9 protein-coding genes and 1 pseudogene are annotated in these 14,906 nt (G+C 59.4%); 9 read left to right on the top strand and 1 reads right to left on the bottom strand.

The window, feature by feature from the left end:
- Positions 1-13 precede the first annotated feature (13 nt).
- Positions 14-2,350: an AAA family ATPase gene (locus AC0L3A_RS00130; RefSeq protein ID WP_473253409.1), complete on the bottom strand. Its 2,337-nt coding sequence runs from the start codon at positions 2,348-2,350 to the stop codon at positions 14-16.
- A 347-nt stretch (positions 2,351-2,697) separates the two neighbouring features.
- On the opposite strand from AC0L3A_RS00130, the gene AC0L3A_RS00125 reads away from it, so the two are divergent.
- From AC0L3A_RS00125 to AC0L3A_RS00085, 9 genes and pseudogenes are all read left to right on the top strand, one after another.
- Complete coding sequence (locus AC0L3A_RS00125) at positions 2,698-2,955, top strand: dTDP-4-dehydrorhamnose 3,5-epimerase family protein (RefSeq protein ID WP_473253301.1); 258 nt, start codon at positions 2,698-2,700, stop codon at positions 2,953-2,955.
- Complete coding sequence (locus tag AC0L3A_RS00120) at positions 2,886-3,050, top strand: dTDP-4-dehydrorhamnose 3,5-epimerase family protein (RefSeq protein WP_425304755.1); 165 nt, start codon at positions 2,886-2,888, stop codon at positions 3,048-3,050. Before AC0L3A_RS00125 ends, AC0L3A_RS00120 begins: the two co-directional genes overlap by 70 nt.
- A 14-nt stretch (positions 3,051-3,064) precedes the next feature.
- Positions 3,065-4,123 carry a dTDP-glucose 4,6-dehydratase gene (gene rfbB, locus AC0L3A_RS00115; protein ID WP_473253299.1) on the top strand — a complete coding sequence of 353 codons (1,059 nt, stop codon included), beginning with the start codon at positions 3,065-3,067 and terminating at the stop codon, positions 4,121-4,123.
- A 7-nt stretch (positions 4,124-4,130) separates the two neighbouring features.
- The gene (gene rfbD, locus AC0L3A_RS00110) at positions 4,131-5,120 is read left to right on the top strand and encodes a dTDP-4-dehydrorhamnose reductase (RefSeq protein WP_473253298.1); all 990 of its coding nucleotides are present in this window, start codon (positions 4,131-4,133) and stop codon (positions 5,118-5,120) included.
- Positions 5,029-5,898 (top strand): annotated as a pseudogene (gene rfbA / locus AC0L3A_RS00105) (glucose-1-phosphate thymidylyltransferase RfbA). The gene rfbD and the pseudogene rfbA overlap by 92 nt, the downstream one beginning before the upstream one ends.
- Positions 5,899-5,988: 90 nt before the next feature.
- Positions 5,989-10,884, top strand: a complete 4,896-nt coding sequence (locus AC0L3A_RS00100) for a DUF4082 domain-containing protein (RefSeq protein ID WP_473253296.1) — start codon at positions 5,989-5,991, stop codon at positions 10,882-10,884.
- Between the two features lie 10 nt (positions 10,885-10,894).
- A complete protein-coding gene (locus AC0L3A_RS00095) occupies positions 10,895-11,227 on the top strand; it encodes a hypothetical protein (RefSeq protein ID WP_473253294.1) in 333 nt (110 codons plus the stop codon).
- Entirely contained in the window at positions 11,205-13,421 is a 2,217-nt protein-coding gene (locus AC0L3A_RS00090; RefSeq protein WP_473253292.1) for a peptidase domain-containing ABC transporter, read from the top strand. Before AC0L3A_RS00095 ends, AC0L3A_RS00090 begins: the two co-directional genes overlap by 23 nt.
- Positions 13,418-14,845 carry an HlyD family type I secretion periplasmic adaptor subunit gene (locus AC0L3A_RS00085; protein ID WP_473253291.1) on the top strand — a complete coding sequence of 476 codons (1,428 nt, stop codon included), beginning with the start codon at positions 13,418-13,420 and terminating at the stop codon, positions 14,843-14,845. Before AC0L3A_RS00090 ends, AC0L3A_RS00085 begins: the two co-directional genes overlap by 4 nt.
- The last annotated feature ends 61 nt before the right edge of the window (positions 14,846-14,906 follow it).

The following is a 14,906-nucleotide window of genomic DNA, read 5'->3' as shown; positions in this document are numbered from 1 at the left end:
CTACGAGACAGCATCAAGAGCCGGAAAGGCCATAACGGATATAGTGGCTGTCATGATAGTAATAGCTCCGATGGCCGTCATATCGAGCCATTGCCTTGGTATCCGTCTTGCTGAGAACTGCCCCAATCAGCGATTCATGAATGTTGGGTGCCGTGTGCAGTGCGTGCTGCACGACATCGATTTTGGTGCGGCCCCACTCAACGATTAGAATATAGCCGTCTATTAGAGATGAAGTGACTCGGACATCAACTAACGGGGTCAGGGGAGGAAGGTCGACGATGACGTAGTCATAGTCAGCTCGCAGGCGGTCGAACAACTTGCTTATTGCGTCGGCGCACAGAATCTCGCTGGTGTGAAGCAGAGGTCCCCGCCGCACGGCGGGTAGAAATGCAAGGTTCGTCGTGGGATCTCGCCAAATCGTGTCCGCCAGGGATCGGCTGCCGTTTGCAACTTCGATGATTCCGTTGACCGCCCTGGGCGCAAAGATCGCAGAAAGTGAGGGATTCCTGAGGTCGCAATCGACGATGATAGCTTTCTTGCCGGTGTGCCCGATCAATTGCGCGAGCGAGGCTGCAATCGTAGTCTTCCCCTCATTCGGCAGGGCCGAGGTAATGCCGATGACCTGGGAGGAGATTTTCGCCGGATTGTGGTCGATGGCTAGCTTGATGGAACGAATGGCCTCGGTATATCGAGATAGCGGCATGCCGACCACGGTCCGATGAATTGCCATTGGAGACGGAACTATCCGTTGTTGAACGTCATCATCGGTTGGCTGGGAGCGAACTGGTAGCTTCGCGGATTTGCGGGCCGGTAACAATGGGACTAAAGACAGGCAAGGCAATTCCAGCACAGTTTCCACCTGTGAAGAGGTACGAAAGACGCGGTCCATGATGTCTCTGAGGAGCGCCAAGCCGACGCCCATCGCGAGACCGCCGAAGATGCCGAACGCCAGCACCAACATTGTCTTTGGCTTGCTCTTGCTCGGCGGCGGCGATGCGGGGAAAAGTACCCGCGTTTCCGAGACGGGAAATGTCTCCTGCTGCGCGGAGCCCATGTAACGCTGCAGAAAGGTCTCGTACAAGCTACGCAAACCCTTTGCCCGGCTTTCCAACTCCTTGATGGTCAGCTCGGCAGAATTGACTGAACGGGACTGCGAAACGGCCTTGGACAGTTGCTTTTCGATTTCTTGTTGCCGCTGTTTGGCGAATTCGAACTCGCTTCGGCTGACTTCGGCAAGTCTTTTGACTTCGTCGAAAATGGAGACGCGAAACTCCCGCGCGCGGTTCCGGATATTGACGACTGCTAGGTGGTCGCGACCTACCCTGGCCGACAACTCGGCCTCACGCCTCATGAGTTCCAGATACTGCTGACGCAGCCCGTTGATGATCTGACTGTTTGTCGAATCGGCTCCGATTGCATCCAGATTGTTCATCGAGGACGGCTTTGTCGGATCGGAGGCAAGGAGGGTTTCGTAGCGAGCCAACTTGGCCGTGGCTTCAGAGATCTGGGCGCGAGCGGCAGCCAATCGGTTGTTGATTTCTGTGACCTGCTGGTCGTCGATGGGCTTTCCGTCCAAAGAAACGATATTGTTCTGGGTCTTGTAGACGTCGACGGCACGTTGTGCAGCGAGGGCTTGGTCGCCGAGATCGCGCAGCCTCTCCTGCAGCCAGCTTGTTGCCCTGCGATTGGCATCGAATTTCCCATTGAGCTGGTCCGCAACATAGGTGTTGGCTACGGCGTTGACGATCTCCGCGGCCCGGAGTGCGGTGCTCGAATTAAAGCTGATCTCGATGACGTTGCTGTACCCGACACGCCCTGCCGAAAGCCGATTGAGAAATGCGTCTACGATAGTGTCTAATGGTTCGCCATGTGTATCGGGTGGGCCATCCTTCTTCGATCCAATCGACCCCCATGACCGAATTCGCTGCCAGAGCGACTGTAGAGACAGCCCTGACCCATTGAAGTCCGGATCGTCCGCCAGCTTTAACTGGTCGATGACAGCAACCGCAGTGGCCTTTGATCTCAGGAGTTGAAGCTGGGTTTCGATTTGACTGAGATCGAAGGCCGGCTCGGCGAGGAGCGATTGCTGCTGGACAAATTGGGGCCTTGGAGTAGCCAACAGGATCTGAACCTGCGCGGTATAGGTTGGAGACGCCAAGCGGAGATAGAGCAGGCTGGCTGCAGTTACGAGCCCGGCAGTGACAAGGATCATGAGATATTGGCGTCGTAGAAGCCCGAGGCCGAAATTGATGACGTCGCTGATTCCTCCGCTGTCCGTTTGAACGGGTGGGGCCAGCCCGGTCACAGGCAGCCGTACGCTATCTGTGTGTCGAAGATTGTTCTGGAGCATCACGTACCTGTTCGACGGTGGGTCACGTTGGGCCGCTCGCCCGCACACCGAGGGGCGCGCGGGCGGGGGGATTATATGCATATAAAAATCTGCTTGCCAAATTAAATAAATCATATATTAATCGAGGCTGAAATTGAAAATGACGATGGGTCTGTCGTTTCGGCCCGGCGTTGGAAAAATGGAAGGTGCTTCTAGGGGTTACGGTCTAGCCGGTATTTGAACGAAAATAATGTGAGCGTTTCGAGACGGATCGGCGGGCGGATAATTAAATTCCGTCGAATATTTACTTATGGTCCGTCGCAACGAACCCCGATGGGGAAATATTAAGGGCCGGCAGGAGGTGCCCAATGCTGGAACTGCGATCCTTGGCGATCCCCGATGTCAAAGTCATTCGAACAGATCGGTTTTTCGATGCCCGCGGCTACTTCTGTGAGACCTTTCAGCAATCGGCTTTTGCTGCGGAGAAGGGAATCCTGATTTCGTTCCGAAGGGATTCGCGCATGGGTTCTGTACCTTGCAGCCCAAGACCGTCGTCTTGTACAAGGTCGACCAAGTCTACGCCCCCAGCCATGACAGCGGCGTCTATTGGGCTGATCCCGCATTAGCGATCAAGTGGCCCGTCACACCGTCAGAGGCTCAGATATCGCCAAAGGACCAGACCCTTCCTGCGCTCAAGCAGCTTGCTTGCGTTTTCGAATAGTGGAGATGAGTGGAATGCGTATCCTGGTGACCGGCGGAGCGGGCTTTATCGGTTCTGCTGTGTGTCGCCGTTTGGTGCTGCAGACCAGTGCCGCGGTGGTCAACATCGACAAGTTGACATACGCAGCCGACCTGACTTCGCTGGCGAGCATCGAGGGGCTGGGGTCTTATGCATTCCTGCAGTCCGACATCTGCGATCGAGAGGCTATGGATCTCGCGTTCGCCGACTACGAGCCGGATGCGATCATACACCTGGCCCCCGAAAGCCACGTCGACCGTTCGATCACCGGACCCGAGGCCTTCGTCAGCACCAATATAGTTGGTACCTACACGCTGTTGGAGGGGGCCAGGACCTACTACGAACGTCTGCCGCTTCCGCGGCGGAAGCAGTTCCGCCTCATCCACGTCTCGACAGACGAAGTCTACGGCTCATTGGGGCCGGAGGATTTGTTTCGCGAGGACACGCCCTACAGGCCGAGTTCGCCGTATTCGGCGAGCAAGGCGGCCTCGGACCACCTCGCACTCGCGTGGTTTCGAACCTACGGTCTGCCGGTCATCGTATCGAATTGCTCGAACAATTACGGGCCGTACCAGTTCCCGGAAAAGCTCATCCCGCTGACCATCCTCGATGCGCTCGAGCGGAAGCCGCTACCGGTCTACGGCGACGGCAGAAATATTCGCGACTGGCTTCATGTCGATGATCATGCCGCTGGCTTGATAAGACTTCTGTACGAAGGAAGACCGGGCGAGAAGTACAATTTCGGCGGAGATGGCCAGCGGTCCAACCTGGAGGTGGTCACCCGGATTTGTGACATGGTGGATCGGTTATCCCCGGGCGCGGGAGCGAGGCGATCTCTCATTACGTTCGTGCCGGATCGTCCAGGACATGATGCGCGCTATACAATCGACGCGTCTAAGGCGCATCGCGAACTTGGCTGGGAGCCGACGAGAACCTTCGAACAGGGCTTGGCCGAAACCGTCGGATGGTATCTCAACAATCGTGCATGGTGGCAACGTGCTCGCTGCGGTGTCTATGACGGCTCGCGTCTGGGTCTGCTCGCTGCTCAACATTGAGGTAAAGATGACAGATCGACCCATCCTCATTGCCGGGCGGAACGGTCAGTTGGCCAGATGTCTTCGTGATCTCGCTGCAGCGCGCGGTCTGCCTGCGGTGGCTCTCGGGCGGCCAGAACTCGATCTGGAGAACCGCGAAGGGAACGACAAGCTCATCGCGTCGATCGCGCCGTCGGCAATCATCAATACGGCCGCTTATACAGCGGTCGATCGGGCCGAATCTGAAGCCGCGAAAGTGTTCAGCATCAACCGCGATGGTGCGGCAACGTTGGCAAACGTCGCTTGGCAGATGAACATTCCACTCATCCATCTCTCGACCGACTATGTGTTCGACGGCGCAAAACCGGATGCGTACGACGAAAGCGACATTCCCGCGCCGTTAAATGTCTACGGCGCGTCGAAGCTTGCCGGCGAAGCTGCTGTATTGGCCGCGCATCCGCTCGCGACCGTCATCAGATGCTCGTGGCTTTACAGCCCCTATGGCAGCAACTTCGTTGGAACGATGTTGCGGTTATGCGAGACGCAGCCCATCGCAAGGGTTGTCCGGGACCAACAGGGAAATCCGACCTACGCATACGACCTCGCGGAGGCTGTCCTTCAGATCGCAGAACGGTCAGTAACGGTCGATCGCAGGGCCGCGGCCGGCATCTTTCATCTCGCCGGTCAAGGCGAGACGAGCTGGCACGACTTTGCGAAGGCAATGTTCGACGAGCTTTCCCGTCGTGGAGCGCGGATTCCGGCGCTCGAGGCGATCACGACTGAAGAGTTTCCGACCGCTGCGCGTCGGCCTCGAAACTCGCGCCTGGATTCATCCAAGGCCGAACGCGTGTTCGGAATTCGCCTGGCGTCCTGGCGCCATTCACTCGAAGCTTGTCTTGACCAGCTGGTCGGAGAAGGAGACACCGATGCTGAAGGGAATCGTGCTGGCTGGCGGCAGCAGAACGCGCCTCTGTCCGATCACGTGCCTGGTCAGCAAGCAGTTGCTCCCGATCAATGACAAGCCGATGATCTATTATCCCCTGTCGACGCTGATGCTGGCAGGGATCCGCGAAATTCTGATTCTTACCACGCCGTCAGACCGGTGTCAGTTCGAGCGGTTGCTAGAGGACGGGAGCCAATGGGGCATTCGGCTCAGCTACGCGGAACAGACCCGTCCTGCCGGTCTCGCGAACGCCTTCATTGTTGGTGCCGATTCATCGGAAGCGATCGTGTGGCGATGGTGCTTGGCGACAATATCTTCTTCGGCGATGGTCTGAGTGAACTGCTGGCCAGGGCGGCGGGACGTGAGGAAGGCGCCAGGGTCTTCGCGTATCATGTGCGCGATCCGGAACGATATGGCGTCGTGGCATTTGACGAGGCGGATCGTCCGATACGGATCGAGGAGAAGCCGAGCTAGCCAGCGTCGATTTGGGCGATCACCGGTCTTTACTTCTTCGATAATCGCGTTGTCCGCTACGCTCGTCGCGTTGAACCGTCGCCGCGCGGCGAGCTTGAGATCACCGATCTGCAAATGCGCTACCTTTCAGCCGACGCGCTCATGTCGAGCGCATGGGGCGCGGGTTTGCCTGGCATGGATACCGGCACGGGTGCGTCGCTCATCGATGGTGGGACGTTCGTCCAAACCCTCGAAAAGCGGCAGGGAATGAAGATCGCCTGTCTTGAGGAGGTCGCCTTCCGGCTCCATCAATCGTGATCAACTTCTCGCGTTGGCCGAGTCGCTGCAGAAGAGCGGGTATGGCAGGTATCTCAATGAAACCTTGCAGTTTCGCCGTTAAGTTAAATGTTAAAATAAATGGATTGAAATTACGGTTGATTTAATTATTAATTGAATCGCATTCTGTTGTGCTGATTTCGAGAGGCCGGCCATGCTGAACCAAAAGGCGAGCGTCCTTGATCGAGGAACCGAGCCCCTCTTGCCGGAAGAAGCCGATTCCGGCTGGTCAGATGCCAGCGCGCGAGGTGCATGGTTGTGGCCAACGGCCGGCGCCTGGACACCGCCAGTATTGAATCAGTTTGGGATCTCGCTGAATGCGGACCAGGCGGTCGGCGGGCCGAATCCCCTGTCCAGGGCAATTGCGGTTATCAACGCTGGTCAGGTGGCAACTGCATTGCTGTCGCGTGGCGGCTTCGGCAGGAAGCTGGCCCGCGGTATCCCGCCATTCCAATCGAGGTTGGCCGCTCTGCTCTCGAGTTCGGCAAGTCTGTTGGCTCGCCCCAACGCAGGGGGCCCGGCGTTCTCATTCGTGCCCGACCATCAGGTGGCGCAGGCATCATCGAGCACCGGCACCAGTCATTGGATCAATTCGAGCGGCGGCTACGGTCCATCCGCTTTCGAGGGATCTTGGACCCCACCGCACACGGGGCCAGTCATCGGGTCAGAGCACCTGCCCAATGCGGCTGCGGGAATGGCAGGCCGGCCAGCGTCTCACTCCAGATTGGTGGATCCATCATCCACGTCTTCGATGTTGAGTAGACCGGTCTCGTTCCAGGCCTCCCCCGACGAGGCTGCGCTGCCCTCCAGCGCACGTGGCGGATCTGCCGTCAATTCGCTGTTCCTAACGACGGACAGGGCGGACTACGCGCCGGGCAGTACGGCAACGTTTAGCGCAGCCGGCATCGGGTCGGGGGCGTCAGTCACATTCAATATTGCCGATCTAGTGAGCGCGCCCGGCGCTAACGGCATTGCCGATGTCTATACGCCCTTCACGATCAAAGACGGCGGCATCGGCGACATGGATGGGCTGGCCAATGGGACAGTCGTCGCGCAATGGCAGGTGCCCGCTGATGGCCGAGCGACCGGAGCTACATTGCAACTCACCGCGACCTCCGGCGCCCAAACGGGGACGGCGACCTTCAGCGACGCGGGCAACAAAATTGTCACTGAGAATCAACTGCCGGGTACGCCGAAGAGCACATGGGCGATCCACGGCTCGATCGCGAACGCAGGCGACTCGCAGATTGAAGGCTTCGCGACACAGATCAGCACCAATGCCGGACAGACCGTGTCGTTCAAGATTGACACCGCCTCGTCGGTGACGGGCTACACGCTCGATATCTACCGACTTGGCTACTATGGTGGCAATGGCGCGCACCTGATCGGCAGTATGCATCATACTGGAACGGACAATCAGCCAAACCCAATCTTCAATTCTGCGACCAAAACTGTCGACGCCGGGAACTGGTCGGTGACGGACTCATGGACAATTCCCAGCACGGCCGTCTCGGGGGTCTACTTCGCCAAGCTGACGACGGATACAGGCGATGACGAGAACATGATTCCATTCATCGTCCGTAACGACGGCACCACCTCGGGCATTCTGTTCCAGACCAGTGATCAGACCTGGGAAGCGTACAATCCCTGGGGCGGATATAATCTTTATCAAGGCCCCAATGGCAAGGACGATCGTGCCTATGCCGTCAGCTACAATCGTCCGATCGCCATGAATTCAACGTCCAACTTGGCCGGGCCGGCGGATTTTCTGTTTGGCGAGGAATATGCCGCGATCTATTGGCTGGAGCAGAACGGCTACGATGTCAGCTACATCTCCGGCATCGATGCCGCGACCAGCCCCGGATTGCTGCGCAACACCAACGCCTACATCGATGTTGGCCACGACGAATACTGGACGCAATCACAATTCGCCAATGTCAAGGCCGCGGCAGACGCGGGTGTCGATCTCGCCTTTCTAAGCGGTAATCAAATTTATTGGGACACGGAGCTTGCTCCGAGTTTCGACGCTAGCCATACGCCCAACCGGACAATTGTGGAGTACAAAGACATCTGGAGCGGCACGCAACTTGACCCGAACGGCACCGCCAACGGCGGAGCGGGTCTGTTTCGCGATCCCGTGTACGGACCGGGGACTCCGGAAAACTCACTCTCCGGCACGATCTTCACGGTCGACGATATCGGCACGCTCGACAACATCACGATTCCCGCCAGCATGTCGCAACTCCGGTTCTGGAGAAACACCAGCGTCGCCAGCGGCAACGGCGGGACGCTGACGCATCTACTGGGTTACGAGTGGGACAGCGACCTCGACAACGGTTTCCGGCCCGCCGGGTTGATCGACATGTCGTCGACGACGAGGAACGTGAACACGTTGCTCTTGGACAACGGGTTGACCACAGGTTCTGGCACGGCCACACACAGCCTGACGCTGTACCGTGACACGACCAGCGGCGCGTTGGTGTTCGGCGCCGGCACGGTCATGTGGTCGTGGGGCTTGTCAGATCAGCACGCGGACTATCGTGGCCTTACTGCGCCGGTGAGCACCGCCGTGCAGCAATCGATGGTCAATCTGTTCGCCGACATGGGAGTAACGCCGCAGACGCTGCAGGCCAGCCTTGTGCTCGCGCAGGCCTCCGCCGACCACACCGTCCCAACCTCCGTCATCACCTCCCCGACAGGCGGTACGAGCTTTAACCAGGACCAGACGGTCACTATTACCGGCACCGCCTCGGACGTCGGTGGCCGTGTGGCCGGCGTTGAGGTTTCAACCGACGGCGGCACGACCTGGCACCCTGCGTCGGGGACGACCAACTGGAGCTACGCGTGGGCCGCTGTGGGTCCCGGCACGCATGTCATCGAAGCGCGCGCGACCGACGACAGCGTCAACCTGCAGACAACTCCAGCCATGGTCAGCGTCAACGTCAACGGCACGACCGGGGCAAGCCTCTTTGCCGTCTCGAACACCCCGGCGCAGACCAACTTGAATGACCGCTCGCCGATTGAAGTCGGTGTGAAGTTCACGTCCTCCACGACCGGGCAGATCACCGCGCTGAAGTTCTACCGCAGCCCCGGCGACACCGGCTCGGATCTTCTCGACCTGTGGTCCTCGACCGGCACCAAGCTCGCCAGCGCAACCTTCACCAACACCACGGCCAGCGGATGGCAGACCGTGACGCTGGCGACACCCGTCTCGATCGCCGCCAACACCACCTATGTCGCGTCGTATCACACCAACGGCGCATATGTGGCGACCAACAACTTCTTCAGCAGCGCCTTCACCAGCGGCAGCCTGACGGCCCCTTCCTCCGCCGCTGCCGGCGGCAACGGCGTCTATGCCTATGGCGGCACCAGCAGCGCCGGTCTCTTCCCCACCAGTACTTTCGGCGCTTCGAATTACTGGGCTGACGTGGTGTTTACCGCCTCGACCGGCGGCGGCACCGACAGACCGCCGGTTGCGGTCAACGACAGCGGTTTCACCACGACCCAGAATACCGCGCTCAATATCCCCGCCTCTGCGCTGCTCGCCAACGACAGCGATCCGGACGGGGATCCGCTGACGATCACAGGCGTCAGCAGTCCCGCAAACGGCACGGCAACTTTCAGCGCCAATACCGTCACCTTCACGCCGACGACCGGCTACATCGGACCGGCGTCGTTCACCTACGCCATCTCGGATGGCCGGGGCGGTACCGCCGGTGCGTCGGTCTCTCTGACCGTGACTAGTTCGTCCTCAACAACAGCGAGCCTCTTCACCGGCTCGAACACCCCGGCGCAGACCAACTTGAATGACCGCTCGCCGATTGAAGTCGGTGTGAAGTTCACGTCCTCCACGGCCGGGCAGATCACCGCGCTGAAGTTCTACCGCAGCCCCGGCGACACCGGCTCGGATCTTCTCGACCTGTGGTCCTCGACCGGCACCAAGCTCGCCAGCGCAACCTTCACCAACACCACGGCCAGCGGATGGCAGACCGTGACGCTGGCGACACCCGTCTCGATCGCCGCCAACACCACCTATGTCGCGTCGTATCACACCAACGGCGCATATGTGGCGACCAACAACTTCTTCAGCAGCGCCTTCACCAGCGGCAGCCTGACGGCCCCTTCCTCCGCCGCTGCCGGCGGCAACGGCGTCTATGCCTATGGCGGCACCAGCAGCGCCGGTCTCTTCCCCACCAGTACTTTCGGCGCTTCGAATTACTGGGCTGACGTGGTGTTTACCGCCTCGACCGGCGGCGGCACCGACAGACCGCCGGTTGCGGTCAACGACAGCGGTTTCACCACGACCCAGAATACCGCGCTCAATATCCCCGCCTCTGCGCTGCTCGCCAACGACAGCGATCCGGACGGGGATCCGCTGACGATCACAGGCGTCAGCAGTCCCGCAAACGGCACGGCAACTTTCAGCGCCAATACCGTGACCTTCACGCCGACGACCGGCTACACCGGACCGGCGTCGTTCACCTACGCCATCTCGGATGGCCGGGGCGATACCGCCAGCGCAACCGCAAGCCTGACTGTCCTGGCTTCGTCGTCCAGCACCGTGAGCCTGTTCAGCTCCAATCCCACGCCGAGCGTGGTGACGGCCAGCGACCCCCATTCAGTCGAGCTCGGTATGAAATTCCAGGCGTCAACGGGAGGCGACATCACCGGCTTGCGTTTCTACAAAGGACCGAGCAACACGGGCACACACGTCGCGGATCTATGGAGCAGCACGGGTACCCTGTTAGCCACTGCCACCTTCTCCACTGAGACGACCAGCGGTTGGCAGCAGGTCAACTTCAGTACGCCGGTGACGATAACTGCGGGGACCACCTATATCGCCTCCTACCACACTGCGGGAAATTACTCGGCCGATCCAAATCTCTTTGCCAACTCAGTCACGAACGGACCGTTGACAGCTCCTTCGTCCGCATCCAGTGGCGGCAATGGCGTCTACGCCTACGGGACCGGAAGCCTCTTCCCGACCAACACCTTCAACTCGACCAGCTACGCCGTGGATGTTCTCTTCAGGGCGCAGCTGGCAGCATAGGAGTCTTGGAATGCACGCAGAAACCTATACCGATGGAGTAGACGAGATCACGGTTGGTGGGTCGATCGTTCGGGTCGATCTGATCAGCCTTTCGCCGACGGAGCGTGACGCCAATAATGCACCTAAGAAAGTCTTATGTCAGAGGCTGATCCTCTCGGTGGAATCGTTCGCGAACTCAGTCGAGGTGATGCAGAACGCTCTCCAAGGCCTGATCGATGCCGGCGCCATCCGGCGCAACCAGCCGAGGACGGCGGAGTCTCCGCACAACATTACGTCTGTCGAGCGCGCACCCTCAGCCACGATTAGCCCACGGTCTCCGAATGCCTCAAGTAATTTCAGCTGAACTCGGCGGCGCCGATAGCTCGGTAGTGGTTTGCGCTGAAGCACCGCATACAGCTGCTCGAACGGCACTGGAAAGTCTAGCCAAAGTCGCAGCTCATCACGGCATTGATCTGCCTGCGGACCGTCTGCAGCATGCCTACGCCACCGAGGGCAAGGCGGTCGCGACGGATCTGCTGTTGCGAATGGCACGCGAGGCCGGGCTTCGTGCAAAATCTGTGATCCTCGATTGGGGCGCGCTATGTCGTCTGGGAGAGGCCTATCCGGCCATCGTCCGCCTCTCGAACGACAATTGGATCGTTGTCCTTGGCGCCGGGCAGGAAGCAGACGGTATGGAGGGGGTAACGGTATTCGATCCGCTTGCCGACCGTCAGAGCGAACCCTTGATCGTTGACAAAGGCCGGTTCTGCGCGCGCTGGGCCGGTGATGTAGTCCTGACGAAGCGTGAGAATCTGTCGTCAGACAGTCGGAGAACGTTCGGGTTGAGGTGGTTCGTACCCGAACTTCTCCGGCAATGGCGGCTGTTCGGCAATGTCGCGCTTGCTGCGATTCTCCTCTACGCGCTGGGCCTTGTGCTTCCGATCTTCTTTCAACTTGTCATCGACAAGGTTCTTGTGCATGAGAGCTTTACGACGCTCTATGTGCTCACGGCCGGCGCGACCGCAGCACTTGTCTTCGATGCGACGTTCGGCTTCTTGCGACGTTACCTGTTGCTCTACGCAACAAACAGGGTCGATATCCGGGTCGCAACCAAGACATTCGGCCACCTCCTCGGGCTGCCGATAACGTTCTTCGACCACATTTCAGCCGGCGTTCTCGTAAAGCACATGCAGCAGGCGGCGCGGATTCGCGAATTCCTGACTGGCCGGCTCTTCCTGACCACCCTCGATGCTTTGTCGCTGTTCGTCTTCATTCCGGTGCTGGCGCTCTACAGCGCCAAGCTGACATGTCTGGTCCTGGCCTTCACCGCTGTCAGTGCGACCGTCGTCACATTATTGATGGGTCCGTTCCGGCGTCGTCTATACGACCTCTACCAGGCCGAGGGCGCGCGGCAGGCACTTCTTGTTGAAACCGTTCACGGCATGCGCACAGTGAAATCGCTTGCGATGGAGCCGCTGCAGAGCAGGGTGTGGGACCAACGCTGCGCTCAGTCGGTAACGATGCGCTTCGGGGTTGAGAAGATTTCGGCGGGCGCCCAGGCGGTTACGGGTTTTCTTGAGAAAATGATGACGCTCGGGATCATCGCGTTGGGCGCGCTCGACGTATTCAGCGGCGAAATGACGATCGGCGCACTCGTCGCGTTCAACATGCTGGCGGGGCGGGTCTCGGGACCGCTCGTCCAGCTCGTGACTATGGTGCACGAATATCAAGAAGTTGCGCTCGCAGTTAAGATGCTCGGCGAGGTGATGAACCAGAAACCGGAGCGTGATGGCAAGAGCGATGGACTGCGCCCAGATCTTGCTGGGAACATCGAGTTCGAGAATGTCTCATTCCGCTATGGACCGGAAGGAGCGCCGGCACTCGATCAAGTCTCCTTCTCCATCGCACCGGGCTCGATCTTCGGGATCGTCGGCCGGAGCGGCTCGGGCAAAACTACGCTGACAAGGCTGATCTCGGGAATGTATCCGGTGCAGCAGGGCTTGCTGCGCATTGACGGATATGATGCGAGGGAGCTCGATCTCGCTCACCTGCGCCGGAATCTTGGAGTTGTCCTGCAGGACAATTTCCTGTTTCGCGGAACGGTTCGCGAGAACATCGCCTGCGTAAAGCGCGATGCAACCTTCGCGGAAGTTGTTAGGGCGGCGCAACTGGCGGGGGCCGACGAGTTCATTGAACGGCTACACCGCGGTTTCGACACCATGCTGGAGGAGGAGGCGTCGAACCTCTCTGGCGGTCAGAAGCAGCGGCTGGCCATCGCGAGAGCTCTAATCACCAATCCGCGCATATTGATCCTCGACGAAGCGACCAGTGCACTCGATTCCGAGAGTGAAATGATCATCAGGCGCAATCTGCGCCGCCTGGCGGCGGGAAGAACCGTCATCATCGTCTCGCACCGGCTCTCGATGTTGACGGAGGCCGCTCAGATCCTCGTCATCGACCGTGGTCGTGTGGTCGATATCGATCGTCATGACCACCTTCTGTCGAAATGCACGATCTACCGACATCTCTGGAACCAGCAGACGAAGCACGTCGCATGAGCAGGATGGAAAAATCTTCCGCGAGCAAAAGGCCCGACGAATCGGTCGCAAAGACGGTCGATCGAAGGCGCCGAACGATGTTCAGGCCGGTTAAGCGGCGGCCACCCGTAGTTACGGAATTCCAGTCCGACGCGTTGGAGATCGAGCAGCGAGTGCCGTCGCGCGTCGCGCACATGATGCTCTATGCTGTTGTTGCGCTGATAGCGGTTGCGATCGCCTGGGCGTCGCTGTCGCAAGTCGATATGATCGTGACCGCGCAGGGCAAGCTGATCACGACTCTACCTAATCTGGTCGTGCAGTCGCTGGAAACGTCGGTAATTCGGGAGATCAACGTCAAGCCTGGCGACCGAGTCAACCGCGGCGACGTGCTGGCGACCCTTGATCCAACCTTCTCGCAAGCGGACCTCGATCAGCTACGTATCCGCGTCGCCGCCTTCGACGCGGCTATCGCCCGGCTCCGAGCGGAATTGGATGGGGCGGAGTATGTCGTCAGGAATCCTGCAAATGCCGATGAGATGCTTCAGCAGAAAGTGTTCTTGCAGAGAAAGAGCGCGTATGAGGCCCAGTTCCAGAACTACGAGGCGCAGATAGCCTCCGCGCAGGCCAATCTGAAGACAGCGCAGGACGAAGAGGCGGTCCTGGTTCAACGGCTGGACAACATGCAGCTCGTCGAGAGCATGCGAAGTTCGTTGATGGCCAAGGAGGTGGGGTCAAAGCTGAACTTCCTGCTTTCCCGTGATGCGCGGCTGGAGGTCGAGAGCAATTTGGCGCGTGTTCGCGGCAGCATCGTCGACAACACGCATCGTTTGGACAAGGCCCGGGCAGATCAAAAGGTGTTCGCGGAGGAGTTTCGTCGCACCGCCTATCAGGACTTGGTCGAGACCTTGTCCAAGCGGGACAGTACCGCCGAAGACCTCAAGAAGGCCGAGCTGCGCCGGCAGTTGATCGTGCTGCAGGCTCCGGCAGATGCGGTGGTGCTCGAGATTGCCAACCGCACAGTTGGCTCTGTGGTCCGGGAGGCCGAAACGCTCTTCATGCTCGTCCGCCGTGACGCGCCACTCCAGGCCGAAGTTAACGTGGAGGGGAGGGACATTGGCCAGGTAACGGTTGGGCAGCCGGTGCGGATCAAGTTCGAAGCGTTTCCATTCCAGAAATACGGAACGGCCACCGGAGAGGTCAGCGTCGTCAGTCAGGATTCATTTTCCCCTGATCCGAAGGGTGAAGGCGCACGTCACCAAACGACGCCGTACTACCGCGTACGCGTTGACCTGTCCGATACGCATCTTCGCCTGCCGCCCCAACGCATGCAGTTGATCCCGGGCATGGCAGTCACAGCCGAGCTGAAGGTCGGACGGCGTACCGTCATTTCGTATTTCCTGTATCCGCTGCTTCGCGGCCTGGATGAAAGCATCCGGGAATACTGACAAATTCCGCAAATTCGGGATCTCGTCTGGTGCCTTGCGCAAAGTCGCGGGGGCGATAGTG

The organism is Bradyrhizobium sp. MI1.3 (genome assembly GCF_055811695.1).
This window is presented reverse-complemented; position numbering and strand designations above follow the sequence as displayed.